The following is a 25,785-nucleotide window of genomic DNA, read 5'->3' as shown; positions in this document are numbered from 1 at the left end:
ACTTGCTCACGATCTTCTGGTAGGTGCCGTTGGCCACGATCGCCGCCAGCGCTTCGTTCAACCGTGCGCGCAGGGCCTCGTCATCCTTGCGCACGGCGATCGCCGCGTCGGCCTTGGTGCCGTCGACGTCGCCGAGGATCTTGCAGCAGTCCTTGCCATTCTTGTTCAGCCATTCGTGCAATGGGAACTTGTCGGCGATCACTCCGTCCAGGCGCCCGGCGGCGAGGTCGGCGTTGGCTTCGTCCAGGGTCGGGTACAGCTTCACGTCCGCGCCGGCCTTGCCGTATACGTCCTCGGCGTAGATCGCCTGGGTCGAGGCGGACTGGGCGCCGACCGTGTAGCCCTTGAAGTCGGTCTGCGCGTCGCTGATCTTGCTGTCCTTGGCGACCGCCACGGTCAATGGGGTGCGGTAGTAGTGGTCGGTGAAGGCGATCTTGCGGCGGCGCTCCTCGGTGTCGATCATCGAGGCCACCACGGCGTCGTACTTGCGCGCCATCAGTGCCGGGATGATGCCTTCCCAGTCCTGGGCCACCAGGGTGCACTCGACTTTCATCTGCTCGCACAGGGCATGGGTGATATCGATGTCGAAGCCGTGCAGCTGGTTGTTCGCATCGACGTAGTTGAACGGCGGGTAAGCGCCTTCAGTGGCAAAGCGCAGGGTCTCGGCACTGGCGCCAGCCGCCAGCAGCAGGGCGCACGCACCCACCACAGCCATGGTTCCTTTCATCTCGCACCTCGGTAGTCGCACTCTTGCTATTGTTGTTTGCCCGCCGGCCACGAGGTGTAGCCGACGAATTCGTTATGTAGAGCGGCAGTTGCTTCCAAGCGTCTTTCAACATCCGGTCCGAGCTTCTTGCAGACCTCGTTGACCATCAGGTGCACCCACGACAGCATGGTCGCGGTGGATTCCCAGAACAGGTTGAATTCGGTGGGGATGCGGAACACCTCGTCGGCGTTGGCATCGGCCCATTCACAGAAGGTGTCGGTGACCAGGGTCACCGGGATGCCCAGCTCGCGGGCCTTGTGGCACAGCTGCAGGGCATGGCGGGAATAGCGGCGCGCCTCGAACACCACCAGCGCGCAGTCCTGTGGGCGCCCCAGCAGGACTTCGGCGAAATGTCCGGCGCTGCCGTCGACCAGTTGCACGCCGTCGCGCAGGTACTGCAGCAAATGGCTCATGCACATGGCCACGCCGCGTTCGGTCTGAAAGCCGGCGACGAACACGCGGGGTTTGTCCGCCAGGCGCCGGGCGACCTGCTGCCAGGCCTCGCCGCGGCTGTATTCGTGCACGCGCACCAGCGCGGCCATCTCCAGCTCCAGGCTGCCCGAGCGCTGGTCGTCCTCGGGTTGCTGGCGGAACTCCTGCAGGCGGTCGCCCACCAGCCAGGGGCCGTCGCCCAGGTCGTTCTGCAGGTCCTGCTTGAGCGCCTTGAGGTGCGCGTAGCCCAGCGAGCGGCAGAAACGGCCGACGCTCGACTCGCTCACGCCCAGCTTGGCGGCGATGCTGGCCGAGGTCTGGAATGGCAGTTCGTGGAGATTGGCGAGCATGTAGCTGGCGATCTGCCGGCCCGAGGCGGCAGCGCTGTGCAGGCTGCTTTCCAGGCGTTGCTTGATCGATTGGCTCATGGTCGGCATCCGGTTGATTTCTGGCGTGGAAGCCAAAATGGCTGTTTTCTGTCATCAAGTCAATATTTGACAGATAGCTGTCATTGGCGGGAAAGTCTGTGCAGTTGCGCTGTAGCGATTCCAATTCCAAGAAAGGAGCTCCAGATGTCTTCACCTTCCACCGGCCCTGTCGTGCGCGTGCCTTTTGCCGAACTGCGAGGGCTGTTGCAGTCGATCTTCGAGCGCCATGGTTGCAGCACGGCGGTGGCCGCCGTGCTCGCCCACAACTGTGCCAGCGCACAGCGCGACGGTGCCCACAGCCATGGGGTGTTCCGTATTCCCGGTTATGTCTCGACCCTGGCCAGCGGCTGGGTCGATGGCCGCGCCGTGCCGCAGGTGACCGACCTGGCGCCGGCCTATGTGCGCGTCGATGCCAAGGGCGGCTTTGCCCAGCCTGCGCTGGCCGCGGCCCGTTCGCTGCTGGTGGAGAAGGCGCGCACGGCCGGCATCGCGGTGCTGGCGATCCACAACTCGCACCATTTCGCCGCGCTGTGGCCGGATGTCGAACCGTTCGCCGACGAAGGCCTGGTGGCCCTGAGCGTGGTCAACAGCATGACCTGCGTGGTGCCCCATGGCGCGCGCAAGCCGCTGTTCGGCACCAACCCCATCGCCTTCGCCGCGCCATGCGCGGGCCACGACCCGATCGTCTTCGACATGGCCACCAGCGCCATGGCCCATGGTGACGTGCAGATCGCGGCGCAGGCGGGCGAGCAGCTGCCGCCGGGCATGGGCGTGGACGCCGCCGGCCAGCCGAGCACCGAGCCCAAGGCGATTCTCGAAGGTGGCGCGTTGCTGCCGTTCGGTGGGCACAAGGGCTCGGCGCTGTCGATGATGGTCGAGCTGCTGGCGGCGGCGTTGACGGGGGGCAACTTCTCCTGGGAGTTCGACTGGTCCGCGCATCCGGGGGCCAAGACCCCCTGGACCGGGCAGTTGCTCATCGTCATTGACCCGTGCAAGGCCGAGGGCGAGCGCTTTGCGCTGCGCAGCCGTGAGCTGGTGGAGCAGATGCAGGCAGTCGGCTTGACGCGGATGCCGGGGGAGCGGCGTTATCGCGAGCGTGACGTCGCCGGGCGCGAAGGGGTGGCGTTGACCGAACAGCAATGGCAGACATTGCGCGAATTGGCTGGCTGACTCGCGCACAGGCCTGGGGCGGCGCCGGATCTCAAGCGCCGTCCTGCACCATCTCCAGGAACGTGGCCACCACGCGCCGCGTTCGCTGCTCGCTCAGGCAGACCAGGGTCTCGGTCAGGTGCCGCTGGCAATCGACGATCGGCAACGCGCAAACCCGCGCATCGGCGCCGAACTCCGCCGCAGACACCACGCCCACGCCAATGCCCACCACGACCGCCTCGCGCGCGGCCTCGCGTCCTTCCACCTGAATCGCCGGGCGAATGCGCAAGCCGGCCCGTTGCATCTCTTCTTCCAGTGTCTGTCGCGTCACCGAGCCTGGCTCGCGCAGCACCAGCGGCGCATCGTCCAGGTCCGCCAGGCTGATTTCGCCGCGGCTGGCCCACGGGTGCTGATGGGAAACGAACGCCACCATCGGGTCGCGCCGCAACGGCACGCAGTACAGCCGCTCGTCATCGACATCCCGACCGAGCAAGGCCAGATCGGCCTGGTAGCTGAACAGCCGGGCCAGCGACTCATCGGTGTTGCCGGTCTCGATCTTCACCTGGATGCCCGGATAGCGCTGGCAGAAGCGCGCGATCTGCGGCAGCACATGCACCGGGGCGTCCACCGCCAGCACCAGGCTGCCGGTGTGCAATGCCCGGGAGTCCTGCAGCAACTCCACGGCCTCCGCCTCGCAGGCGAACAGGCGCTGGGTGATCCCCAGCAGGCGTTCGCCCAGGTCGGTCAACTGCACCGAGCGCTTGTTGCGTTGGAACAACAGCACACCGAAACGCTCCTCGAGCTTGCGCACCTGGTCGGAGACCGCTGGCTGGGTGAGAAACAGCTTCTGCGCGGCGCGGGTGAAGCCACCTTGTTCGGCGACGGCGTGAAAGGCCTTGAGTTGAGCGTGCGAGACCGACATGGGAGGTCCTGTTAAAAGTTTGGATTATGTGTGAAATACGATAAATCGATTTTATTTATCAGTCAGCAGCTGTTTCCATGTGTTTCAACCGATGGCACTGCCACAAGCAGCCGCCCGTCGGTCATGGCCTCGTCCGATCACGCCAGATTCGGGCAGCCATCTGACCAGTAGACGTCCCTCCGTCATGCAGTGCGCAACACAACAACAAGACAGGCGTTTCTTCACATTCTGCCGGCACACTCACGCAAGAGGTCAGAGTCACATGAATCAATCCCTGGGCGCCATCAAGCGGTGGCGCATGCAGATTTTCGCGATCACCTGGCTGGCCTACGCTGCCTTCTATTTCACCCGCAAGGCGTTCTCGGTGGCCAAGCTGGGCATCGGCGAAGACCCGACGTTCATGCTCGACAAGGCCGCCATGGCCAACCTCGATGCCATCTACCTGGCCGCCTACGCCGTGGGCCAGTTCACCTGGGGCATGCTCGCCGATCGCTTCGGGCCGCGCGTGGTGGTGCTGGGCGGACTGTTGATCTCGGCGGTGGCGGCGGTGGTGATGGGCAGCTATGCGACCTTTCCGATCTTCGCCACCTGCATGCTGATCCAGGGCTTGGCCCAGTCCACCGGCTGGGCAGGCTTGTGCAAGAACATCGGCAGTTTCTTCCCGGCGTCGCAGCGCGGGCGAGTGCTGGGGCTGTGGAGCTCGTGCTATGCCTTCGGCGGCCTGGTGGCCTCGCCGTTCGCCGGCTGGTGGGCCTATACACTGGTCGGCAGCTGGCATGCGGCGTTCTTCTCCAGCGCCGCCGTGGTGGCCGTGGTGGCTGTGCTGTTCTTCGTCTTCCAGCGCAACAAGCCTGAGGATGTCGGCTTGCCAGCGGTGGAGCCGGAACCACAGAGCATGGCGCCGGGGGCGAACCTGTGCAGTGTCTGGGCGCCGCTGCGCGAGATCCTGCGCAACCGCACGGTGCTGACCCTGGGCCTGGCCTACTTCATGCTCAAGCCCGCGCGCTACGCCATCCTGCTCTGGGGCCCGGTGATCGTCTTCGAGCAGATGCCCTCGGTGGGCAAGGTCGGCGCGGCGATCATTCCCACCGCCTTCGAACTGGCCGGGCTGCTCGGGCCGATCATCATCGGCCTGGCCTCGGACAAGCTGTTCGGCGCCCGGCGCATGCCGGCCTGCGTGATCAGCCTGCTGCTGCTGACGGTGACCCTGGCGGGGTTCATGGCGGCAATGCACAGCGGCAGCGTGCTGCTGGTGGTGGCCCTGCTGTTCGTCATGGGCCTGACCCTCTATGGCCCGGACTCGATGATCAGCGGCGCGGCGGCGATCGACTTCGGCACCGCCAAGGCCGGCGCCACCGCGGCCGGCTTCGTCAATGGCTGCGGCTCGGTGGGCGCGGTGCTCGGCGGCCTGCTGCCGGGCTACTTCGACAGCGTCACGGTGTTCATCGTCTTCGCCGGTACCGCGCTGTTCTCCGCCCTCGTGCTGCTGCCGCACTGGAACAGCCGCCCGGTGAGCACCGAGCAGACCGTCGATGTGGCACCCAACACCAGCATGGCAATCAAGCCATTGCGTACTTGAAGGAAAGCGAGCAGATGAGACCGTTCTGGCTGCAACAGACCCTCGAGCAGGAAGATGAAGCGCCGTGTCCACCGCTGGACGGCGACACCCGTTGCGATGTGTGTATCGTCGGCGGTGGCTACACCGGGCTCTGGACCGCCCTGATGCTCAAGGAGCAGGCACCGCAGCTGGATGTGCTGCTGATCGAGGCGGACATCTGCGGCGCCGGCGCCAGCGGGCGCAACGGTGGCTGCGCGTTGTCCTGGTCGGCCAAGTATTTCACCCTGGAACGGCTGTTCGGCATGGCCGAGGCGGTGCGGCTGGTGCAGGAGTCCGAGCGCAGCATCGCGGCCATCGGCCAGTTCTGCGCCGCCAATGGCATCCATTGCGACTACCGCATGGACGGCACCCTGTACACCGCCACCAACCGCGCCCAACTGGGTGGCACCGATGCGGTGGTCGCCGCGCTGGAGCAGCGGGGCATCAACTCGTTCCAGCGCCTGCCGCTGGAGCAGTTGCAGCGCCTGGCCGGTTCCGAGCGCCATCTGGAAGGTTGGTTCTCGCCGGCCGCCGCCACGGTACAGCCGGGGCGGCTGGTGCGCGGCTTGCGCCGTGCCGCCTTGCAGCGCGGAGTACGCATCCACGAAGGCACGGCGATGACCGGGCTGGAGCATGGCAGCCCGGTGCAGGTCCGCACCCGCGCCGGCAGCATACGCGCCGACCGCGTGGTGCTGGGCCTGAACGCCTGGATGGCCAGGGCTTTCCCGCAATTCGAACGCAGCGTGGCGATCGTCTCCAGCGACATGGTGATCACCGAGCCGTGCCCGGACCTGCTGCGCGAGATCGGCCTGGACAGCGGCGTCAGCGTGCTCGATTCGCGGATCTTCGTGCATTACTACCACAACACCTCCGATGGCCGGCTGATGCTCGGCAAAGGCGGCAACACCTTCGCTTACGGTGGGCGCATGCTGCCGGTGTTCGACCAGCCGTCGCCGTACCAGCCGTTGTTGCGCGATAGCCTGGCCGAGTTCTTCCCGGCGCTGGCCGAGGTGCCGCTGGCGGCGAGCTGGAACGGACCATCCGATCGCTCGGTGACTGGCCTGCCGTTCTTCGGTCGGCTGGATGGGCAGGGCAACGTGTTCTATGGCTTCGGCTATTCCGGCAGCGGGGTGGGGCCGTGCCATATGGGTGGGCAGATCCTCTCGTCGCTGGCGCTGGGGCTCGACAACCCCTGGACCCGCTCGCCGCTGGTCAAGGGGCCGCTGGGGCAGTTCCCGCCGGAGCCGATCCGCTACCTGGGTTCGCTGATGGTGCGCAACGCCATCCGCCGCAAGGAGCAGGCCGAGGACCGCGGCGCGCGACCGCGACGGCTGGACGTGCGCCTGGCGAAGTTCGCGGCGGCGGCGGGCAAGGCGGACAAGGGCTGAGTGCGCCGCCGTCGATGGGTTCGATCACGACGATGCTCGGCTGCGCGCGCCGAGCGCCTGCAGCTCCCCGTCGAGCGCCTGTTCGTCAGGGCACAGGTGTACGCCGGCTGCCTGCAACGCGGTACAGGCCGCCTGGGCGCCTGCGGCGCTCAGCGCGCGGCAGGCTGGCAGGTACAGCAGCACGTCGAAGCCGGCGCGGCGCAGTTGCAGGGCGGTGGTGCGCACGCAATAGTCCAGGGCCAGACCGCCAACGATGACTGCTTGGACCTGATGCACCTTGAGGTACTCGATGGCGCCGGTGGAACGGCGTTCGGCCAGGTCGTGATAGCAGGCGCCGTACGGGTGCAGGTCGGGCTCCACGCCTTTCCAGACGAAGTAGTCGTAATCGATCGGGGCGGGCAGTCCGGGCAGCAGTTCGAAGCCGGGGGTACCTGGCACGCAGTGGCTGACCCAGGTCAGGTCGGCATTGGCCAGCGGCAAGGGCTGGAGCATCTGCTCCGGCGCGTCGACGCGCCAGGCCGCGTTGACCGGGTGGGCATCCTTGCTGCCCAGGCGCAGCGAGGCGCGCCGGGCCATGGCGTTCAGGGCGGGAACGATCTCGTGGCCACCCGGCACCGGTAGCTCGCCAGGGGCATTGCTGGTGAAACCGTTTTGCGCATCGACGTCGAAACTGGCGATGTTCATCGGCGAGAATCCTCGGTTGCAATGTCTGTCTGTTTGATGTGTCGAACGGCTATCCTTGCCCCATGACCAGCCAACCCCCTCTGCGCCATCCTTGCCCTCCGGGCGCCTGCGACTGCGGCCGCGAACGCCTCGTCGACGGCCCGCAGCGGCGCATCCTGCTGCTGACGCGGGAGGAAGAAAAGCGCCTGGTCGAACGCCTGGAGAACCTGCGCGACCTGGAAGATCTCCAGCGCCTGCAGCTTCGCCTCTACGAGCAGCTGGGCATTCGCGTGCATATCACCCCAGGCTTCAACGAAGTGCGCACCATGCGTGGCATCGTCATCGAGCTGGAGGCGCAACCCGGCTTGTGCCGCAAGACCCGCCAGGCGATCCCCGCCGCGATCCGGCGCGGTCTGGAGCGCAATCCGCAGGTGGCCTTCCGCCTGCTCGATGCCCACGACCTGCTGCGCGATGCCTGAGCTTCAGCGCATCGCCGCCAGCTTGATGCCGAACCCGACCAGGCAGACGCCGGCCAGGCGTTCGAGCAGGTTGGCGATGCGCGGGCTGGCGCGCATGCGCTCGGCCAGGCGGTGGGTGAGCAGCACGGCGATCAGCCCATAGAGCAAGGTCAGCCCGGCCACGGTCAGCGCCATGAAGGCGAACGTCACCACGCCCTGGTGGCGCACCGGGTCGATGAACAACGGGAAGAACGCCATGTAGAACATGATCGCCTTGGGGTTGAGCAGGGTGATCATCATGGTCTGGCGCAGGTAGTGCCCGCTGGCCATGCGGCTGTCTCGCGGCGCGCCCCCTGGCTTGCTGAGCAGCATGCGCAGGCCGAGCCAGGCCAGGTAGGCGGCGCCGGCCCACTGCACCACATGGAAGGCGGTCGGGTAGGTGGCCAGCAACGCGGCGACCCCGGCCACCGCCAGCCACATCAGCACCTGGTCACCGAGAATCACCCCGAAGGTCGCGGCCAGGCCGCCCTTGATCCCGCCTTTGCCGGTGGCGGTGATCAGGGCGAAGTTGCCGGGGCCGGGAATCGCCAGGAGGATGAGGAACGCGATCACGAATGCGCCGTAGTCGGTCACGCCGAGCATGGGAAATCTCCTGTAGAGGGCCGAACAGGATATATGCCACCATCGCGGTCGCTTGCAAAGCGTGGCAGACCACTAATTTTCCGTCGCCACCCTTCGTTCTCTTGAAAGCCGCCCTGCGCCTGGCGCGTTCGGCCTTCATCATTCAAGGAGACAGGCAATGACTTCCGTTTTCGACCGCGACGACATCCAGTTCCAGGTAGTGGTCAACCACGAAGAGCAATATTCCATCTGGCCTGATTACAAGGCGATCCCCAACGGCTGGCGCGCCGTGGGCAAGAGCGGCCTGAAGAAGGACTGCCTGGCCTACATCGACGAGGTGTGGACCGACATGCGCCCACTGAGCCTGCGCCAGAAGATGGCCGAAGCCGTGGCCCAGTGAGGCGGGACCTGTGTCGACACTGAACCTGTTGTGCCTGCCGTATTCCGGGGCCAGTGCGATGGTCTACAGCCGCTGGCGGCGCAAGCTGCCGGCCTGGCTGCAGGTGCGGCCAGTGGAGCTGCCCGGACGTGGCGCACGGTTGGGCGAGCCATTGCAGACCGACATGCAGGCGCTGGCCCGACAGCTGGCCGCCGAGCAGCGCCTGGCCGCCTCGACGCCTTATGCCGTGCTGGGTCATAGCCTCGGTGCGCTGCTGGCCTTCGAGCTGACCCATGAACTGCTGGCGCTGGGTTGTCCGCCTCCGGTCGCCCTGTTCGCCTGCGGTACCGCCGCGCCGACCCGGCGCGAGGACTACGAGCGCGGCAACTGGCGGGAGCCCAAGAGCGACGTCGAACTGATCGACGAGCTGCGCACGCTGCAAGGTACTCCCGAGGAAGTGCTCGCCAACGAGGAGCTGATGAGCCTGACCTTGCCGGTGCTGCGTGCCGACTTCCTGCTGTGCGGGCGCTATGCCTATCGGCAGCGCGCGCCGTTGCGCTGTCCGCTGCATGTGCTCGGTGGCGAGGATGACCGTGCCAACGAAGAGCAGCTGCAGGCCTGGCGCAGGGAGACGCTGGGCGATTTTTCCCTGCAGATGTTCCCCGGCGGCCACTTCTTCATCCATGAGCATGAGGACCAGGTGCTCGGCGTGCTGGGTGCAGCCCTCGAGCCGCATCGGCTTTCCGCCTGATTGACGTCATCCCTTGCCTGGGGGAGGCTAGGCCTTTTTCCCAGGCAAGAGGCTGACAATGCTGATCAATCCTCACCAGGCCACGTTGCTGGTCGTCGATATCCAGGAAAAACTCATCGGCGCCATGAGCGACCCGGAAGGCACCCGCGCCCGTGCGCGCTGGCTGCTGGCCGCCAGCGCCGAGCTAGACCTGCCCACGGTCATCTCCGAGCAATACCCCAAGGGCCTGGGCCACACCCTGGCCGAGCTCAAGGCCGCCTCGCCGTCGGCTGAAATCGTCGAAAAACTGCACTTCTCCTGTGTGGCCGCCGAGTGCCTGCCAGCCAGCCTGCTGGGCCGCGGGCAAGTGATCGTCTGCGGCATGGAGACTCACGTCTGCGTGTTGCAGACCGTGCTCGGGCTGCTGGCCCTGGGCAAGCAGGTATTCGTCGTCGAGGACGCCTGCGACAGCCGCACCCCGGCCAGCAAGGCGGCCGGCCTGGCGCGCATGCGTGATGCCGGGGCGCAGGTGGTGACCCGCGAAATGGTGCTGTTCGAGCTGCTGGGCAGCTCCAGCCACCCGCTGTTCCGCCAGATCAGCAAGACCTATCTGGTCGGTGAACAGCCCTGAACGGGCGGCTGCTGGCTGTCGGGCTGCTGTGCCTGGCCGTGCTGCAAGGGTGCGCCGGGCGCCGTGAGGAAGCGTCGGAGGCCGACCCGGCCAAGGTCCGCGCCCAGCTCATGCGGCTGCTGCCGGCCCAGGTCAAGGACCGTCAGGGCTGGGCCACGGATATCCAGGTGGCGTTCCAGGCGCAGGGCATCGCCCCGAGCAAGAGCAACCTGTGCGCGGTGCTGGCGGTGACCGAGCAGGAGTCGACCTTCACCGCCGACCCGCAGGTGCCCAACCTAGGAAGCATCGCCCGCGACGAGATCGACCGGCGCGCGGCGCGGCTGCATGTCCCCAGACTGTTGGTCGATGGCGCCTTGCGCACCCCGTCCGGCAACGGTCAGACCTACCAGCAACGGCTGCTGGCGGTACGCAGCGAGAAGCAGCTCAGTGCCCTGTACGACGATTTCATCGCCGGCCTGCCCATGGGGCGCACCTTGCTCGGCGGCCTGAACCCGGTGCATACCGGCGGGCCAATGCAGGTCAGTGTCGATTTCGCCGAGCGGCACGCCCGTGACTACCCCTACGCACATCAGGGCACGATTCGCCAGGAGGTTTTCAGTCGCCGTGGCGGAATGTACTTCGGCATCGCCCACCTGTTGGGCTATCCGACGCACTATCAGCAGCAGTTGTACCGCTTCGCCGATTTCAACGCCGGCTGGTACGCCAGTCGCAATGCCGCGTTCCAGGCTGCGCTCAGCCGTGTGACGGGCGCGTCGCTGGCGCTGGACGGCGACCTGATCGCCCCAGGGGCGATCCTGCCGGGGACCACCGAGCAGGCGGCGCGCAGGCTGGGCAGGCAGCTTGGCCTGCGCAACTCGCAGATCCGTGCGCAGCTGGAGCAGGAGAGCAGCCTGGCGCTGGAGGAGACCGAGCTGTACCGCGGCGTGTTCGCGCTGGCTGAGGCCAAGGCGGGCAGGGCGCTGCCGCGAGCGGTGTTGCCGGGCATCGAGCTGAAGAGCCCGAAGATCACCCGCAAGCTGACCACGGCGTGGTTCGCCGGGCGGGTGGATGAGCGCTACCAGCGCTGCATGCGGCGCTGAGCGGCGGCGCTACCTGGCTTGGCTGCGCAGTCGCGCCCAGACGATGGCTGGCAGGGCCATCAGCAGCCACTTTAGATAGCGGTTGACCTCGTACTGGTCGCAGGCGATGCCGATGAGCATGGCGGCCACGACCACCATGACGAACTGAATCACTTTGTGCATCAACAGGGTTCCATCGTTACGTTGTTTCGGGCAGGGGCGCACTCTACAGCGCCGCGATGTCGCTGGCAGCTGCCGGGCGTCAATGTGCCACACGGCGTAACACTTTTTTGTCTTCGCGCCGAGCCAGCCTGGCTATCGTTTCGTTCCTCATGGGCTCGAAGGATGGCATCCGATGAATACCTACCAGGGCGGCTGCCTGTGCGGTCGCATTCGCTTCGTCGCCACAGGCGAACCACGTTTTCCCCATACCTGCTCGTGCTCACAGTGCCAGCGCCACAGTGGCAGCCTGACGCTGTGCTGGGTCGAGTTCGACAAGGCCGCCGTGGGCTGGGTCGCACAGGGCGGTCAACCCAGCCTTTACCGGTCCTCCGAGCTATCCAGCCGCGCGTTTTGCCCCACGTGCGGCAGCTCCATCGGAGCAATTGACGATGGGGCTGTTGTGGCCCTGTTGCTGGGCTGCTTCGATGACCAGGCGCGGCCTGAACTGCAGCCGGAGTCGCATTCGTTCGCCGATTGCCGTCCTGCCTGGTGGGGCGTGAAAGTCTGAGGCGAGTCGGCCGATATCCTGTTTCAAACTCGATGACGCAACGGGCTCCTGTTCAGATGATGTATGAAACCCTCGACCCGCAATTGCTACGCTTTCTGCTCGATCCATTGGCTAACCTGGAAAAGATGCGCCAGACCCGCGCCAAGCCGAGCCGGATCAGTCGCCTGCTGTATCGGGTACCGTGGCTGCGCCACCTTATCAGCCCCGAGCAAGTGGGGTTCATGCTCCTTGAAAAGGTTCTGGGCGGACTGGAGCAGGCCAGGGAGGCGCTACCTGTCACCTTGTTCGAAGAGCACGCGGCATTGGATGAAACGACCTTGCCGCTCTACCTCGGCGCGCTGGGCAAGTATTTCTGTATCCAGCATCCCGGTGTGGAGGACCAACCGCTTTCCGAACCCCAGGCCGAAATGCTCGAGGCATATCGAGAACGCCAGCTGTTCACCAAGTTCGAGTACACCAACAATCGCATCAGCGAAAACCTGCAGCTGCAGGCCGAGCACAATCTCGCGATTGTCAGCAATGCCCAGCTCTGGCTGAGCTATTTTCTGGTCGAAGCCTGCTTTCTCATTGGTCAGGGCCTGATGCAGGCGCAGTTGCGCGGGAGTACGTTGTACATCACTCCGACAGAGGTCATGGCCCGTCAGTTGAAGGCTTACTGGTTGGCTGAAACCAGCGAGGAAAGCACCAAGCTCAGCGACATGAACATGATGTGGATGGCGCTCGATGCCTTCCAAAAACACGGGCGACTGCCTGAGCCGCTGCAGGCACTGATGATCAAGACGTTGATGGACAAGTGCTTGTCGCTGCATAGCGAGTATGTCTCGCCTGAGTTGCAGGCCAATCCACAATTTCAGCTGTTGCAGGAACTCACCTGTTTCGCCCTATATCTGGAGTTGTGCGCGATGCTTGGCCAGACCGCGGTGCCGGTGGCGCAAATGCAATGCTACGTGAGCCCAGCGACGCTCGCCTTGATCGACGGACAACTGCAGGATCGACTACCCACGCTCGATTGCGCGAGCAGCTTCGTGCAGCGTCGTGGCGACCTCTATCATCGCGGCCCGGTGAAACTGAAGTACGGCCTCAAGCAGCTGGTAAAGGCAGTTCTGGACAAGGGCTTTTCCGGGAAGCTGGGGGAATTCTTCGAGGGCGACTATCTCATGCAGTACATTCGCGAGCGTGCCGATAGCCGTTTCGTGCTGCATGAAGGGTTCAAGGCCGAGAAAAATGCGCAGGTCGATGGTTACGACATCGATTTCGTTCTGCAGGATGTGGAAGACGATCTCTATTATTTCGTGCAAGTGAAGTACAAGTCGTTCGACCTGCCGACCTACTTTGCCGAGCAGTGTCGCCTGATGAGTGATGCCAACTTCCGCAAGGGCTTCGACAAGCAGCTGCAGCTTCTCAGGCGCAACATCGAGGCCCCCAGCATTCGCCAGAAGCTCGAGCGCCTGGGGCTGGAACGGGCGCGGGCGGGCAACAGCCATTTCATCCTGCTGCACAACCTGCCCTTCCTGAACTTTCATGAGCTCGAGGGCGTTTATTTCTATGAATGGAACCTGTTTCGCAATCTTCTACAGAATGGGCGCGTTCAGTACGTGAAGGGGCGCGAGGTCAGGGAGCGACGGTTGCTCGACAAGCCCCGGTTTCACCGCCCGGACGAGCTGGTCGACGCATACTTCGAACAGGGTGAGCACGCCGAGGAGATGCAACTGGCCTTCTATCTGTTCAGGAATACGTTTGCCCGCTTCCGCTATGACGGTCTCGAGGTGTTCTGCAAGACCCTGTGAAGGCTGGGACGGTCAGATCTGTCGGACGGATCCAGCTGTGCCGTGCTCCTCTGAACACCCCGTTCATTTTCAGCCGCGCGCCATTGACCTACCGTCACCGTTCATCCGTCAACCCAAGGAGAACGCGCATGCCAGAGCTCGCGCTGTACAAGGTGAAACTGCTGGACGAATTCGAAGCCCGCGACGATGACTGGATCTTCACCCACTTCGAGCGCCGGCTGACCCAGGTCAAGCCCGCCGCCAACTACCAGGACGCCAAGGGCATCATCGTTGCCGCCCATCTGGCGAACAACTGGCCGAACACGGTGAAGCGCTATCTGCTGAGCAACTACAAGGTGCATGGCAATGTCAGTGGCGAGCTGAGCGAAACCTTCAGGCAGGTGCTGGCCAGCCTGACGCCACAGGAACTGCGCGATTGGCAGCTGCCACAGGCGCGGCACCCGGCCTGACAGCGGGGGCGCGATCCTCGCGCCCCGCCGTCTTACAGGTACTTGAGCCAGGCGATATCGCGGCGGCGCGCCTTCAGCCGAGCGAACCCATGCACTGGCGGATACAGGGCGACGACCAGCGACGCGGCGACCAGCCATATCGCGGCAACACCGTCGAAACCGAAATAGCTGCCTTGGTTGAGGCCGAACAGGGTGACGCCAGCCAGGTACAGCACTTTCAGCACGTAGAGATGCAGCAGGTAGAAGAGCATCGGCGCCGCGCCGAATACCGCCAGCAGGCGAATCCAGCGCGCGTCGCCGGCACGTTCGAAGCCGCGCAGCAACAGCAGGCCGAAGCCCAGGGTGAGCGCCAGGAACAGCAGTGACGGCGGATATTTGCTGATGTTGAAGAAGCTCATCAGGCTCTGGCTGACCGTTGGGTAACTGCTCCAGGGGGCCTCGCCATAACCGTTGAGCAGACGCAGGACGACGAAGCCCAGCAGCAGTGCCGCACCGGCCAGCAGCAAGCGCTGCTGGCGCGCTTGCGCATTGCCGCCACGCCCGAACCAGGGGCCAAGTCCGTAGCCCAGGGCGATCACGCCGATCCAGGGCAGCACCGGGTAGGAGGTGCGCAGGCGCAGGTTATCTGACACCTCCAGCCAGCCACGGTCATGCAGTATCGCCCAGGGCACATGCAGCGCCGAGCCAGGTTCGAAGTGCAGACTGTCGAGCAGGTTGTGCCCGGCGACGATCAGCGCGCCCATGGCCAGCAGCAGCGGGCGCGGCAGCCAGACCAGTAGCGACAGAGCGATCATGCTCAGGCCGATGGCCCAGATCACCTGCAGGTAGATCACGCTCGGCGGCAGCTGGAAGGTCCAGGCGAAGTTGACCAGGGTGAATTCCAGCACCACCAGGAACAGGCCACGCTTGAATAGAAATGCCGAAACGTCGCCACGGCCTTGGTGCTTCTCGCCGTAGAGCCAGGCCGACAGGCCGGTGAGCAGCACGAATACCGGCGCGCACAGGTGCGCCAGGGTGCGGCTGGCGAACAGGCTCGGTTCGGTGGTGTCGATGGTCATCGGGTCGCTGACCTGGCGGTGCAGGAAAAACGTTTCGCGGACATGATCGAGGAGCATGAACAGGATCACCAGGCCACGCAGTGCGTCGATGCTTTGCAGACGCTGGGTCGAAAGAACAGGGGAGGCGGTGGTCATCGAAAGGGGGCGCGACAGAAGTGGATAGGGAGTGAAACGTTATCCTATAACTATTTGTTCGCGCCTGGATAGCTCGATGGCCTCCACCGGCCGATTCGACTGCGCTGTCGCTTGCCACTGGGCTTGTCGGCGAAAGGGGCGATTGGCGCCCCGATCGATTTCGAATCAGAGATCCAGCACCAGCCGCGCCGAGCGCGCCCGTGAGACGCACAGCATCATGGTCTGCTGCGAGGCTTTCTCCTCGTCGCTCAGGTACTGGTCGAAATGCTCCGCCTCGCCCTCGAGGATCGCCGTTTCGCAGGTACCGCACACGCCTTCGCGGCACAGGCATTCGACCTTGGCCGCCTTGGACTTCTCGATGGCCTGCAGGATGGTCATGCCTTCCTCGACCTCGAGCTCGGCACCGGAGCGGGCCAGGACCACGGTGAAGGCGGAACCGGCTGCCGGCGCGGCGGCAGCGAACTGCTCCCAGTGCACCCGCGATTCATCCATGCCTGTTGCGGCGGCGGTGGCGATCACGGCGTCGATCAGTGGCTTGGGGCCGCATACGTACAGGTGGGCGTCGGCGGACAGGTTCGCGCACAGGGCGGCGAGATCAAGCTTGCGCTCCAGGCTGTCGATGTAGAAGCGGGTGCTGTCGGCATGCGGCCCGTTTTCCAGGTCGGCCTGGAAAGCCCCGTGCTCAGGGGCGCGGAAGGCATAGTGCAGCTCGTATGGCGTGGCGCCGTCCTCGAGTTCGTGCAGTTGTGCGAGGAACGGGGTAATGCCGATGCCACCGGCGATCAGCACATGGCGCCCGGCGCTGGGGTCGAGCGCGAACAGGTTGTTGGGCGTGGAGATGGTCAGCTCGCTACCCACATCGACCTGCTGGTGCATGAATGCCGAACCGCCTTTGGATTGTTCCTCGAGCCGCACGCCGATCTGGTAGCTGTGCAGCTGGCGCGGGTCGCTCATCAGCGAGTAGGCGTTGCTGAACTGCTTGCCGCAGGCCGACTGCATCTGCACGATCACGTGGCTGCCGCCGCTGAAGGCGGGCAGGGCGGCGCCGTCGGCGCGGGCCAGGGTGAAGCGCTTGATCTGCGGCGTGGCCTGTTCCACGTCGGTCACGCGCACCTTGAACATTTGGTATTGCTTGGCCATGGCGTACCTCGACAACGAAGCCCCGCGCCAGGCCCTGGCACGGGGCGGGGAGCGTTTTCAGTCGTCCAGGTGGGCGACGGCGATCAGGTTGTGGAAGTGGGCGATGCCGTGCTCGCTTACGCCGCTGCGCTGCGAGTCGACCATGATCCTGCCCTGGCCACGGTAGCCACGGGACTTCAGGCCTTTCTGCACGCTCTCCACCAGGCGCAGGTCCTCGGGACGGAACACCTCGCGGTACCAGTCGATCAGCTTCTGTTGTTCCTCGGTGATGTCCTTGTTGAGGAAGTAGATGTCGTAGTGCTGCAGGGTGGTTTCGGCATCGACCGGGAACTCGTAGATCACGGTCATGAAATTGGCCCCTGGCGGCACGTTGAACATGGTGCATGGCCAGGCCCAGAAACCGGCGAAGGAGGGGTCCTTGACTGATTCGTCGAAGGTGAACGACTGCTCCGAAGGCTTGGCCAGGCCGTACTGCAGGGTCCAGTTGCCATGCAGGCTGTGGCTGTACTGGCCGACGTCCACCGAGTCGGAGAAGCCGGGGTGGGCCGGGGCGCAGTGGTAGCACTCCAGGTAGTTGTCGACGATCGATTTCCAGTTGGCTGGCGTGTCGCTGACGAAGCGCGCGGCCAGGTGCAGGTCGTCGATCACCGCGCAGGCTTCGCGCATGCGTTTTTGCATGCCGGGCAGTTGCTCTTCGACCGAGCCTGCGTCGTTGTCCATGTTGATGAAGATGAAGCCGGCGTACTCTTCGACGCGCAGTTGCACCAGGGTGGAGTTGTCCTTGTCGAAGTTGGCCACGTTTTCGCAGTTGCGGGCGTGGGCCAGTTCGCCATCGAGCTTGAAGGTCCAGGCGTGGTACGGGCAGGTGATCACGTTCTTGGCCTTGCCGCTGCCTTCGAGCAACTGGTGGCCGCGGTGCGGGCAGACGTTGTAGAAGGCACGCAGCACGTCGTCGCGGCCACGCACGACGATGATGCTTTCGCCGATCACCTGGCGGGTGATGTAGGCATTCTTCTCGGCGACTTCGCTGCGGTGGCCGACGCAGATCCAGCTACGGGCGAAGATCGCTTCCTTCTCGTGTTCGAAGACGGCGGCCTGGGTGTAGAACTTGGCCGGGAGGGTGAAGGCCTCTTCGGGGTTGGCGCAGAAGTCGGCGGGCAGGCGTTTGAAATCGTTCATGGCTCTATCTCGGTTCTTATTGGTTAACGCGTATCTGTTGGTTAACAGACTGGGCAAAAAAATTTGTCGCAGGTTTGGCAACGTGGGATCGGCGCACCGCCGCTCCCACGACAAATCCAGGCTCAGAGCACTGCCGCTGCGCTGCGCGGTGCCTGCAACGGTGGCTCTTCTCCCGCCAGGCGGGTGGCCTCTTCCTCGATGCGGTACGCCGGTACCTGGCCGTAGTCGGCCGCCAGCCACTTGAAGAAGCCGTAGATCTTCACCAGCAGGATCACCATGAACGGGATCGCGGTGAGTACCACGGCGGTCTTCATGGTCGACAGCGAGGCCTTGGCGAACAGCATGGCCAGCGGCACCAGGGTCAGCACCACGCACCAGAACAGGCGCAGGGTCGGGCTCGGGTCTTCGCCCTCGCGCAGGTTGCGGGTGCTGGTGGCGGCCACGGCGTAGGCGGCGGCGTCCATGTGCGAGGCGCAGAACACCGCCATGATGAACAGGTACGCGGCGAGGAACAGCGTGCCCCACGGCAGGGCCAGCAAGAGGTTGGTCACCGCCGCTTCGCCACCGAGGGTGCCGAGCAGCTTGGGCACGTCGATCTGGCCGTTGATGAACTGGTGCATGCTGTAGCTTTCCAGCGCGCCGAAGAAGAACCAGCAACCGAAGCTGCCGCCCAGCAGCAGGGCGAACACCACCTCCTTGATCAGCCGGCCACGGGACACGCGGGCGACGAACATGGCCACGCCCGGCGCGTAGGACACCCACCACAGCCAATAGAACACCGTCCAGTTGCGGGTGAAGGCGCCGTCGCCGGCCGGGTCGGTGAACAGGCTCATCTGCACGTAGTGCTGCAGCATCAGGCCGATGGAGTTGGCGGTGTTGTTCAGGGTGAACTGGGTCGGGCCGACCAGCAGGACGATGGCGGCGAACACCAGGGCGCCGACGCAGACCATCTTCGACAGGCGCTGCAGGCCGCCGTCGATGCCGATGTACGAACTCAGCGAGAACAGCAGCGCCACTGCGCCGATCACCAGCAGTTGCACGGTGAAGGTGTTGGGGGTGCCGGCCAGGTCGGCAAGGCCACGGGTCAGGGTCGAGGCGGTAAGCGCCAGCGACACGGTCAGCGCGCCCATCATGGTCAGCAGGAAGATCAGGTCGACGGCGCGCCCGACGGGGCCGGTGGCCTTGAAGCCGGTGACCGCCTCGATGATCGAGGCCAGGTTCAGGCCGCTCTTCTTGCGCACATGGAAGTGGTAGGCCATGGCCAGCGAGGCCAGGGCGTAGATCGACCAGGCGCTGATGCCCCAGTGGAAGAACGAGTAGCTGACGCTGTACTCCAGGGCCTTGGCCGACATCGGCGCGATGTTCAGGCCCGGGGTCTGGTAGTAGTAGGCCCATTCCATCACGCCCCAGTACAGGGTCGAGGAGCCCATGCCGGCGCAGATGAACATGAACACCCAGGTGGTGGTGGAGTACTCCGGCTTGCCGGCGCCCAGGCGGATGTTGCCGTATTTGCTGAAGGCCAGGTACAGCACGGCCAGGGAGCTGCCGAACACCAGTACCTGGACACTGGTGCCGAAGGTGCGGGTGGCCACTTCGAACAGCTGGTTGGCCAGGCTCTCGGCCTGGGCGGGGAAGGCAGCAAGGCCGATCACGGTAAGCAGCACGGCCAACAGGCTCACGGCGATCAGGAACACGTCGATCTTTTTGTTATTGGGGGACATCAATTGTCTCCTGGAGCATTTTTTTTGTAGTAGGCGTCAGGCGTTTGGGAAGTCCGTATCGAGGCTGGGTTTTCCTTTCTGTTAACTATTGGATAACAAGTATCCTTTGGTTTACAGATTTTGCATTGAATCGAAGTGGGTGGCAATAGGATCGTCGGACAATCCGCATGGCTGGTTTCCCCCTGTTCGCGGGTAAACCCGCTCCCACAGGGTTTGCATCCATCCTGTGGGAGCGGGTTTACCCGCGAAGCAGGCGCCGCCGAATCAGGCCCCGAGCAGCTCGGCGATGGCCTTGCCCACTTCCTGGGTCGAGCGGCTGCCGCCCATGTCGCGGGTGGTGTCGCCGTTGGCGATCACTGTCTCGATGGCCTTGAGGATGTCGTCGTGGGCCGCCTGGTAGCGCGCGTCGTTGCCGGCCTGGCCGAGGAACTCGAGCATCAGCGCGCCGGACCAGATCATCGCGATCGGGTTGGCAATATTCTTGCCGTAAATATCCGGCGCCGAACCGTGCACCGGCTCGAACAGCGACGGGAACTTGCGCTCGGGGTTGAGGTTGGCCGACGGCGCGATGCCGATGGTGCCGGCGCAGGCTGGTCCCAGGTCCGACAGGATGTCGCCGAACAGGTTGGAGGCCACCACCACATCGAAGCGCTCCGGCTGCAGCACGAAGCGGGCGCAGAGGATGTCGATGTGCTGCTTGTCCCAGCTGATCTCGGGGTAGTGCGCGGCCATGGCGGCGGTGCGCTCGTCCCAGTAGGGCATGCTCACGGCCATGCCGTTGGACTTGGTCGCCGAGGTAACGTGCTTGCGCTCGCGGGTCTGCGCCACGTCGAAGGCGTACTTGAGGATGCGGTCCACGCCACGGCGAGTGAATACCGACTCCTGCAGCACGAACTCGTTGTCGGTGCCTTCGAACATGCGCCCGCCCAGGGAGGAGTACTCGCCTTCGGTGTTCTCGCGGATCACCACGAAATCGATGTCGCCGGGCTGCTTGTTCGCCAGCGGGCAGGGCACGCCGGGGAACAGGCGCACCGGGCGGATGTTCACGTACTGGTCGAAGTCGCGGCGGAACTTGAGCAAGGAGCCCCACAGCGAGATATGGTCCGGGACCTTGTCCGGCCAGCCGACGGCGCCGAAGTACAGGGCGTCGAAGCCCTTGAGCTGGTCGAACCAGTCGTCGGGCATCATCTTGCCGTGGGCCAGGTAGTAGTCGCAGCTGGCCCACTCGAAGAACTCGAACTCAAGGTTCAGGCCGTGCTTGCGAGCGGCGGCCTCGACCACGCGCAGGCCTTCGGGGAGGACTTCGTTGCCGATGCCGTCACCGGGGATGGCGGCGATCTTGAAGGTCTTGGTCATGGGGCGCCTTTCGTGTTCAGGGAAGATACGGCCATGCTATAAGGCTGTGCTTCGGAGATAATCCGGCAATCCATCAATTCTTGGTGCACGAATCGTGAATAATCTGCCGAACCTGGACGACCTCGACATCTTCCTGCAGGTGGCCCGTCGCGCCAGCTTCGCCGCGGTGGCCAACGAGCGCGGCATGTCGGCGGCGTTCGTCAGCAAGCGCATCCGTCTGCTGGAGGACAGCCTCGGCGTGCGTCTGCTGCACCGCACCACCCGGCGGGTGACGGTGAGCGAGGAGGGCGAGCGGGTATACCAGTGGGCGCGGCAGATCTTCGAGACCCTGCAGCGCATGGACGACGACCTCAACGCCGGGCAGCGCGAGCCGGTCGGGCAGTTGCGCATCGCCAGCAGCCTGGGCCTGGGCCGGCGTTTCGTGGCGCCGGCGCTGTCGGAGCTGGCGGCGCGCTACCCGCGCCTGGACATCCGCCTGGATGTGCACGACCGCCTGGTGGACCTGATCGCCGAAGGCGTCGACCTGGATATCCGCGTGGGCAACGTGATCGCCCCGCACCTGATCGCCAAGCCCCTGGCGCGTAATCGCCGGGTGCTGTGCGCGGCGCCTTCGTACCTGGCCGAGCGTGGCACGCCACGGCTGCTGGCGGACCTGGCCAGCCATGACTGCCTGGTGATCAAGGAGCGCGACCACCCGTTCGGGCTATGGCACCTGGAGGGGCCGCAGGGCGAGGAGAGCGTGCGCGTGACCGGGCCGTTGTCGAGCAATCACGGCGAGGTGGCGCACCAGTGGTGCCTGGACGGGCGGGGGATCCTGCTGCGCTCGTGGTGGGATGTGCACGACAGCATCGCCGAGGGGCGGCTGGTGCAGGTGCTGCCGGACTACCAGCAGGTGGCGGATATCTGGGCGGTGTACACCGCGCCCCTGGCCGGATCGGCCAAGGTGCGGGTGGCGGTGGAATTCTTCCGGCAGTATTTCGCCGAGCGCTACAGATTGCCGTGTTAGTGGCCATCCCTTTCAAGATGGTGAGCGTTGGTGTTCGGCTTGGGCTTGCCGGGGCTGCTTTGCAGCCCTTTCGCGACACAAGGCCGCTCCTACAGGCGATTCGCGCCCCCTGTAGGAGCGGCCTTGTGTCGCGAAAGGGTCGCAAAGCGACCCCGGCAAACTTGAATTGGAGGGGCCATATTCCAAAAACGTAAGACCTTGAAAGGGACGGTCTTAATGGCCGAACGCTTTCAGGTTGCCTTTGCGAGTGGCTTCATACGCTTCACGCGCCATCGGCCTTGCCTGCGGGTTGCCCAGGTCTTCCATGGCCAGTCGATGGGTCTCCGGCGCCAGGTACGCGGCGAACGCGCACACGCAGGTGATCACGAAGGCCAGGCCGCCGACCACCAGCCAGATATGCTCCGATCCGGGTGGCGCCACGGCGGCGAACAGCGCCGGCAGCATGGCGGTGAGCATGGTGCCGACGTTCTGCGCGATGGCCATGGCCGATACACGGTAGCGGGTCTGGAACAGCTCCGGGTAGAAGCTTGGGAACACCGCGTTGTAGCCCTGGTAGACCATGCCCCACATGAGGATCGAGGCGGCGAAGGCCAGCGGCACGTTCTGGATGCTGATCGTATACAGGTAGACGAATGCCAGCAGGCCCGAGCCCAGGCAGCCGGCGATCATGGTCGGACGACGACCGATCCGGTCCGAGAGGTTACCGACGAAGGGGATCACCAGCACCGCGACGATATTGCCCACCACCGGGATCCACAGGTACACGCTCTTGTCGAAGCCGATGCCGTAGGCCGGCTGCACCGCGTAGGCCGCGCCGAAGATGGTGGCCACCACCGGGATCACGTTCATCAAGGCCATGAACATCACCAGCACCATGTGCTTCCAGCTGTGGCGGAAGGCCTCGCTGATCGGCGACTTGGCGACCTTGTCCTGTTTCTCTTCCTGGACGAATGCCGGGGTCTCGTGCACCTCCTTGCGGATGATGAAACCGGCGATCAGCACCATGGCACTCATCAGGAACGGAATGCGCCAGCCCCACTCGTTGAAGGCGTCGCTGGGCATGAAGTAGGCCAACGGCAGGAACACTGCCGCCGCCATCACCTGGCCGGCCTGCACGCCCTGCAAGGTGAAGCTGGCGTAGTAGCCGCGGCGGCCGAACGGCGCGTGTTCCATGATCATCGAACTGGCCCCGGAGATCTCGCCGGCCACGGCGAAACCCTGGACCAGGCGCAGCACGACCAGCAGCGCCGGGGCCAGCAGGCCGATGTCGTGGTAGGTGGGCAGCAGGCCCACGGCCATGGTCGACAGGCCCATCAGGAACATGCACAGCAGCAGCACGTTCTTGCGCCCGCGGGTGTCGCCCCAGTGGCCGAGCACGAAGGCGCCGACCGGGCGCGCCAGGTAGCCCACGCCGTAGGTGGCCAGCGAGGCGATGATGGCCATCTTCGGATCGGTGGATGGGAAGAAGATCTGCGGGAAGATCAGCGCCGCGGCCTGGGCGTAGATGAAGAAGTCGTAGTACTCGAGGGCAGAGCCGATCCATCCGCTGGCGGTGGCTTTCTTGGCTTGGGAGCTTGAGCGGGCCATGTTGTCTCCGTTGTTCTTGTCAGGGGCCGATGATCAGCGTGCGCCGGGCACGCGAAGGCGATGTGGAGAAGACGAACGAGGCGGTGCGGATCGCAGGGCGAGCAAGGTGTGCATAGGTCGGTACCCGTTTTCTTGAACTTATTATGTGGTGGCGTTGGGCATTGCAGCGCAGGGCCCGCCGAACGACCGGCGTGGCGGCGAGAAGGGCCGGTGGGCCTGCGACTGGCGTTCATGGTTGTTCACGGGGGTGGGTGAATCAATTCGCCGGAATCGGTTTTGTGCGGTAATCGAACGAAAACTAACTGTTTCGTACAAAGTTCGTTGCCGGGCTGACTTTACCTGCGAATAATCGATCTTGCCAGACAGATGCTGTCGGGACCGGCTCCTTCGCGGGCAAGCCCGCTCCCACAGGGAGCACGCAAAACCTGTGGGAGCGGGCTTGCCCGCGAAGGGGTCGGTGCAGCCGACATCGGCCCACAACAACAAGGAATTTCCCATGCACCGTTCGATCGCCACCGTGTCCTTGAGCGGCACCCTGCCGGAAAAACTCGAAGCCATCGCCGCCGCGGGTTTCGACGGCGTCGAGATCTTCGAGAACGACCTGCTGTACTACGCCGGCAGCCCCCGCGAGGTCCGACAGCTGTGCGCCGACCTGGGACTGGCCATCACCTTGTTCCAGCCGTTTCGCGATTTCGAGGGCTGCCGCCGCGACCGCCTGCACAAGAACCTCGACCGGGCCGAGCGCAAGTTCGACCTGATGCAGGAACTGGGTACCGACCTGATATTGGTGTGCAGCAATGTCCAACCCGATGCGCTGGGCGACGAGCAGTTGCTGGTGGACGACCTGCGCCTGCTTGCCGAGCACGCCGGTGACCGCGGCCTGCGCATCGGTTACGAGGCGCTGGCCTGGGGGCGCCATGTCAACACCTGGCAGCAGGTCTGGAACCTGGTGCGCCAGGCCGACCACCCGGCGCTGGGGGTGATTCTCGACAGCTTCCATACCCTGTCGCTCAAGGGCGATCCCAGTGGTATTCGCGACATTCCCGCCGAGAAGATCTTCTTCGTGCAGATGGCCGATGCACCGATCCTGGCCATGGACGTGCTGGAATGGAGCCGGCACTTCCGTTGTTTTCCCGGCCAGGGCGAAATGGACCTGGCGGGCTTCCTCGCGCCGATCCTGGCCACCGGCTATCGCGGTCCTCTGTCGCTGGAGATCTTCAACGATGGTTTCCGTGCCGCGCCGCCCCGGCAGAACGCCGCCGACGGCCTGCGCGCGTTGCTGTACCTGGAGGAAAAGACCCGCCTGCGCCTGGAGCGCGAGGCCCGCGCCGTCGAGCCAGGCGTGCTGTTCGCGCCGCCAGCGGCGAGCCGGTATGACGGCGTGGAGTTCCTCGAGTTCGCCGTCGACGAGGCGGTCGGCGCGCGCCTGAACGCCTGGCTCAAGCGGCTGGGATTTGCCGAGGCCGGCGAGCATCGCAGCAAGGCGGTGCGCCTGCTGCGCCAGGGTGACATCAACATTGTGCTCAATGCCGAGCCATACTCGTTCGCCCACAACTTCTTCGAAGCCCACGGCCCATCGCTGTGCGCCACTGCGTTGCGGGTCGAGCACGGCCAGGCCGCGTTGCAACGGGCCACTGCCTACCGTGGCCAGCCGTTCCGGGGCCTGGTCGGCCCGAACGAGCGCGAGATCCCGGCGGTGCGCGCCCCCGATGGCAGCCTGCTGTACCTGGTGGAGCCGGACGCCGACGGCCCGAGCCTCTACGACACCGATTTCCACCTGGACCAGAACGCCCGCGCCAGCGGCGGGCTCAAGCGCATCGACCACATGGCCCTGGCGCTGCCGGCCGAGGCGCTGGACAGCTGGGTGCTGTTCTACAAGAGCGTGTTCGACTTCACCGCCGACGACGAGGTGGTGCTGCCCGACCCCTATGGCTTGGTCAAGAGCCGTGCCCTGCGCAGCCACTGCGGGACGTTGCGGTTGCCGCTGAACATCTCGGAGAACCGCAACACCGCCATCGCCCATGCCCTGGACAGTTATCGCGGCTCGGGCGTGCACCATGTCGCCTTCGACTGCGACGATATCTTCCGCGAGGTGGCCCGGGCCAAGGAGGCCGGCGTGCCGTTGCTGGAGATCCCGCTGAACTACTACGACGACCTGGCGGCGCGGTTCGAGTTCGATGACGAGTTCCTCAGCGAGCTGGCGTACTACAACGTGCTGTACGACCGTGACGCCCAGGGCGGCGAGTTGTTCCACGTGTATACCGAGCCGTTCGAGGGGCGTTTCTTCTTCGAGATCATCCAGCGCAAGAGCGGTTACGCTGGCTATGGCGCGGCCAACGTGGCGGTGCGCCTGGCGGCGATGGCCAAGGCGCGCAAGTCGGTGCTGTAGCTGTAGGAGCGGCCTTGTGTCGCGAA

24 protein-coding genes and 1 pseudogene are annotated in these 25,785 nt (G+C 65.0%); 13 read left to right on the top strand and 12 right to left on the bottom strand.

Annotation, left to right across the window (positions count from 1 at the left end):
* Both N5D48_RS18340 and N5D48_RS18335 read right to left on the bottom strand, forming a co-directional pair.
* Positions 1-727, bottom strand: a 727-nt coding sequence (locus tag N5D48_RS18340; RefSeq protein WP_279886964.1) for a transporter substrate-binding domain-containing protein, incomplete at its 3' end; no start/stop codon positions are given.
* 26 nt (positions 728-753) lie between these two features.
* On the bottom strand, positions 754-1,626 hold the full coding sequence (locus tag N5D48_RS18335; RefSeq protein WP_279886963.1) for a MurR/RpiR family transcriptional regulator: 873 nt from the start codon (positions 1,624-1,626) through the stop codon (positions 754-756).
* 144 nt (positions 1,627-1,770) lie between these two features.
* On the opposite strand from N5D48_RS18335, the gene N5D48_RS18330 reads away from it, so the two are divergent.
* Positions 1,771-2,796 (top strand): Ldh family oxidoreductase, encoded by a 1,026-nt coding sequence (locus N5D48_RS18330; RefSeq protein ID WP_279886961.1) that lies wholly within the window; start codon positions 1,771-1,773, stop codon positions 2,794-2,796.
* Between the two features lie 31 nt (positions 2,797-2,827).
* Here the strand turns inward: N5D48_RS18330 and N5D48_RS18325 are convergent, their stop codons facing one another.
* Positions 2,828-3,697, bottom strand: a complete 870-nt coding sequence (locus N5D48_RS18325) for a LysR substrate-binding domain-containing protein (protein WP_279886960.1) — start codon at positions 3,695-3,697, stop codon at positions 2,828-2,830.
* Between the two features lie 262 nt (positions 3,698-3,959).
* Here N5D48_RS18325 and N5D48_RS18320 point away from each other — a divergent pair.
* Positions 3,960-5,207, top strand: a pseudogene (locus N5D48_RS18320) (MFS transporter); the annotation flags it as partial.
* Positions 5,208-5,290: 83 nt separating this feature from the next.
* On the top strand, positions 5,291-6,682 hold the full coding sequence (locus tag N5D48_RS18315; RefSeq protein WP_279886956.1) for an FAD-dependent oxidoreductase: 1,392 nt from the start codon (positions 5,291-5,293) through the stop codon (positions 6,680-6,682).
* A 24-nt stretch (positions 6,683-6,706) separates the two neighbouring features.
* Here N5D48_RS18315 and N5D48_RS18310 read toward each other — a convergent pair whose 3' ends face one another.
* On the bottom strand, positions 6,707-7,366 hold the full coding sequence (locus N5D48_RS18310) for a nicotinamidase (protein WP_279886955.1): 660 nt from the start codon (positions 7,364-7,366) through the stop codon (positions 6,707-6,709).
* A gap of 62 nt (positions 7,367-7,428) precedes the next feature.
* On the opposite strand from N5D48_RS18310, the gene N5D48_RS18305 reads away from it, so the two are divergent.
* Positions 7,429-7,824 carry a hypothetical protein gene (locus tag N5D48_RS18305; RefSeq protein WP_279886953.1) on the top strand — a complete coding sequence of 132 codons (396 nt, stop codon included), beginning with the start codon at positions 7,429-7,431 and terminating at the stop codon, positions 7,822-7,824.
* Between the two features lie 3 nt (positions 7,825-7,827).
* Here the strand turns inward: N5D48_RS18305 and N5D48_RS18300 are convergent, their stop codons facing one another.
* Positions 7,828-8,445 carry a LysE family transporter gene (locus tag N5D48_RS18300; protein WP_279886951.1) on the bottom strand — a complete coding sequence of 206 codons (618 nt, stop codon included), beginning with the start codon at positions 8,443-8,445 and terminating at the stop codon, positions 7,828-7,830.
* A gap of 157 nt (positions 8,446-8,602) precedes the next feature.
* Here N5D48_RS18300 and N5D48_RS18295 point away from each other — a divergent pair, with 157 nt between their 5' ends.
* The 4 genes from N5D48_RS18295 to N5D48_RS18280 are packed head-to-tail and all read left to right on the top strand — an operon-like array spanning position 8,603 to position 11,243.
* A complete protein-coding gene (locus tag N5D48_RS18295) occupies positions 8,603-8,824 on the top strand; it encodes an MbtH family protein (protein ID WP_054889282.1) in 222 nt (73 codons plus the stop codon).
* A 10-nt stretch (positions 8,825-8,834) separates the two neighbouring features.
* Complete coding sequence (locus tag N5D48_RS18290) at positions 8,835-9,554, top strand: alpha/beta fold hydrolase (RefSeq protein ID WP_279886949.1); 720 nt, start codon at positions 8,835-8,837, stop codon at positions 9,552-9,554.
* Between the two features lie 58 nt (positions 9,555-9,612).
* Entirely contained in the window at positions 9,613-10,164 is a 552-nt protein-coding gene (locus N5D48_RS18285; protein ID WP_279886947.1) for a hydrolase, read from the top strand.
* A 32-nt stretch (positions 10,165-10,196) separates the two neighbouring features.
* Positions 10,197-11,243, top strand: coding sequence for a DUF1615 domain-containing protein (locus N5D48_RS18280; protein WP_347881636.1), 1,047 nt, complete (start codon positions 10,197-10,199; stop codon positions 11,241-11,243).
* Between the two features lie 9 nt (positions 11,244-11,252).
* On the opposite strand, the gene N5D48_RS18275 is transcribed toward N5D48_RS18280, so the two are convergent.
* On the bottom strand, positions 11,253-11,405 hold the full coding sequence (locus tag N5D48_RS18275; RefSeq protein WP_279886946.1) for a hypothetical protein: 153 nt from the start codon (positions 11,403-11,405) through the stop codon (positions 11,253-11,255).
* A gap of 172 nt (positions 11,406-11,577) precedes the next feature.
* On the opposite strand from N5D48_RS18275, the gene N5D48_RS18270 reads away from it, so the two are divergent.
* From N5D48_RS18270 to N5D48_RS18260, 3 genes are all read left to right on the top strand, one after another.
* Complete coding sequence (locus N5D48_RS18270; RefSeq protein WP_279886945.1) at positions 11,578-11,952, top strand: GFA family protein; 375 nt, start codon at positions 11,578-11,580, stop codon at positions 11,950-11,952.
* Complete coding sequence (locus N5D48_RS18265) at positions 11,919-13,739, top strand: hypothetical protein (protein WP_279886944.1); 1,821 nt, start codon at positions 11,919-11,921, stop codon at positions 13,737-13,739. Before N5D48_RS18270 ends, N5D48_RS18265 begins: the two co-directional genes overlap by 34 nt.
* Before the next feature lie 128 nt (positions 13,740-13,867).
* Positions 13,868-14,188 carry a hypothetical protein gene (locus N5D48_RS18260; protein WP_279886943.1) on the top strand — a complete coding sequence of 107 codons (321 nt, stop codon included), beginning with the start codon at positions 13,868-13,870 and terminating at the stop codon, positions 14,186-14,188.
* A 32-nt stretch (positions 14,189-14,220) separates the two neighbouring features.
* On the opposite strand, the gene N5D48_RS18255 is transcribed toward N5D48_RS18260, so the two are convergent.
* The 5 genes from N5D48_RS18255 to N5D48_RS18235 form a co-directional block, all read right to left on the bottom strand.
* The gene (locus tag N5D48_RS18255) at positions 14,221-15,381 is read right to left on the bottom strand and encodes a DUF1624 domain-containing protein (RefSeq protein WP_279886941.1); all 1,161 of its coding nucleotides are present in this window, start codon (positions 15,379-15,381) and stop codon (positions 14,221-14,223) included.
* A 165-nt stretch (positions 15,382-15,546) separates the two neighbouring features.
* Positions 15,547-16,521 (bottom strand): PDR/VanB family oxidoreductase, encoded by a 975-nt coding sequence (locus N5D48_RS18250; protein ID WP_279886939.1) that lies wholly within the window; start codon positions 16,519-16,521, stop codon positions 15,547-15,549.
* A gap of 57 nt (positions 16,522-16,578) precedes the next feature.
* The gene (locus tag N5D48_RS18245; protein ID WP_279886937.1) at positions 16,579-17,700 is read right to left on the bottom strand and encodes a ring-hydroxylating oxygenase subunit alpha; all 1,122 of its coding nucleotides are present in this window, start codon (positions 17,698-17,700) and stop codon (positions 16,579-16,581) included.
* A 122-nt stretch (positions 17,701-17,822) separates the two neighbouring features.
* Positions 17,823-19,421: a BCCT family transporter gene (locus N5D48_RS18240; RefSeq protein ID WP_279886919.1), complete on the bottom strand. Its 1,599-nt coding sequence runs from the start codon at positions 19,419-19,421 to the stop codon at positions 17,823-17,825.
* A 264-nt stretch (positions 19,422-19,685) separates the two neighbouring features.
* Complete coding sequence (locus N5D48_RS18235; RefSeq protein WP_186711961.1) at positions 19,686-20,777, bottom strand: tartrate dehydrogenase; 1,092 nt, start codon at positions 20,775-20,777, stop codon at positions 19,686-19,688.
* A 94-nt stretch (positions 20,778-20,871) separates the two neighbouring features.
* On the opposite strand from N5D48_RS18235, the gene N5D48_RS18230 reads away from it, so the two are divergent.
* Positions 20,872-21,783, top strand: coding sequence for a LysR substrate-binding domain-containing protein (locus N5D48_RS18230; protein ID WP_279886918.1), 912 nt, complete (start codon positions 20,872-20,874; stop codon positions 21,781-21,783).
* A 213-nt stretch (positions 21,784-21,996) separates the two neighbouring features.
* Here the strand turns inward: N5D48_RS18230 and N5D48_RS18225 are convergent, their stop codons facing one another.
* Complete coding sequence (locus N5D48_RS18225) at positions 21,997-23,370, bottom strand: MFS transporter (RefSeq protein ID WP_279886916.1); 1,374 nt, start codon at positions 23,368-23,370, stop codon at positions 21,997-21,999.
* Between the two features lie 496 nt (positions 23,371-23,866).
* On the opposite strand from N5D48_RS18225, the gene quiC reads away from it, so the two are divergent.
* Positions 23,867-25,759 carry a 3-dehydroshikimate dehydratase QuiC gene (gene quiC, locus N5D48_RS18220; protein WP_279886914.1) on the top strand — a complete coding sequence of 631 codons (1,893 nt, stop codon included), beginning with the start codon at positions 23,867-23,869 and terminating at the stop codon, positions 25,757-25,759.
* Positions 25,760-25,785 lie beyond the last annotated feature (26 nt).

This window comes from Pseudomonas sp. GD03858 (assembly GCF_029840925.1).
Taxonomy (GTDB): Bacteria; Pseudomonadota; Gammaproteobacteria; order Pseudomonadales; family Pseudomonadaceae; genus Aquipseudomonas.
The sequence above is the reverse complement of the archived record's forward strand: the minus strand, read 5'-3'. Positions and strand labels throughout refer to the sequence as shown.

Coding starts and splice junctions, on each gene's coding strand:
- N5D48_RS18335 (WP_279886963.1), bottom strand. CDS start 1,626: ATGAGCCAATCGATCAAGCAACGCCTGGAAAGCAGCCTGCACAGCGCT.
- N5D48_RS18330 (WP_279886961.1), top strand. CDS start 1,771: ATGTCTTCACCTTCCACCGGCCCTGTCGTGCGCGTGCCTTTTGCCGAA.
- N5D48_RS18325 (WP_279886960.1), bottom strand. CDS start 3,697: ATGTCGGTCTCGCACGCTCAACTCAAGGCCTTTCACGCCGTCGCCGAA.
- N5D48_RS18315 (WP_279886956.1), top strand. CDS start 5,291: ATGAGACCGTTCTGGCTGCAACAGACCCTCGAGCAGGAAGATGAAGCG.
- N5D48_RS18310 (WP_279886955.1), bottom strand. CDS start 7,366: ATGAACATCGCCAGTTTCGACGTCGATGCGCAAAACGGTTTCACCAGC.
- N5D48_RS18305 (WP_279886953.1), top strand. CDS start 7,429: ATGACCAGCCAACCCCCTCTGCGCCATCCTTGCCCTCCGGGCGCCTGC.
- N5D48_RS18300 (WP_279886951.1), bottom strand. CDS start 8,445: ATGCTCGGCGTGACCGACTACGGCGCATTCGTGATCGCGTTCCTCATC.
- N5D48_RS18295 (WP_054889282.1), top strand. CDS start 8,603: ATGACTTCCGTTTTCGACCGCGACGACATCCAGTTCCAGGTAGTGGTC.
- N5D48_RS18285 (WP_279886947.1), top strand. CDS start 9,613: ATGCTGATCAATCCTCACCAGGCCACGTTGCTGGTCGTCGATATCCAG.
- N5D48_RS18275 (WP_279886946.1), bottom strand. CDS start 11,405: ATGCACAAAGTGATTCAGTTCGTCATGGTGGTCGTGGCCGCCATGCTC.
- N5D48_RS18270 (WP_279886945.1), top strand. CDS start 11,578: ATGAATACCTACCAGGGCGGCTGCCTGTGCGGTCGCATTCGCTTCGTC.
- N5D48_RS18260 (WP_279886943.1), top strand. CDS start 13,868: ATGCCAGAGCTCGCGCTGTACAAGGTGAAACTGCTGGACGAATTCGAA.
- N5D48_RS18255 (WP_279886941.1), bottom strand. CDS start 15,381: ATGACCACCGCCTCCCCTGTTCTTTCGACCCAGCGTCTGCAAAGCATC.
- N5D48_RS18250 (WP_279886939.1), bottom strand. CDS start 16,521: ATGGCCAAGCAATACCAAATGTTCAAGGTGCGCGTGACCGACGTGGAA.
- N5D48_RS18245 (WP_279886937.1), bottom strand. CDS start 17,700: ATGAACGATTTCAAACGCCTGCCCGCCGACTTCTGCGCCAACCCCGAA.
- N5D48_RS18240 (WP_279886919.1), bottom strand. CDS start 19,421: ATGTCCCCCAATAACAAAAAGATCGACGTGTTCCTGATCGCCGTGAGC.
- N5D48_RS18235 (WP_186711961.1), bottom strand. CDS start 20,777: ATGACCAAGACCTTCAAGATCGCCGCCATCCCCGGTGACGGCATCGGC.
- N5D48_RS18225 (WP_279886916.1), bottom strand. CDS start 23,370: ATGGCCCGCTCAAGCTCCCAAGCCAAGAAAGCCACCGCCAGCGGATGG.
- quiC (WP_279886914.1), top strand. CDS start 23,867: ATGCACCGTTCGATCGCCACCGTGTCCTTGAGCGGCACCCTGCCGGAA.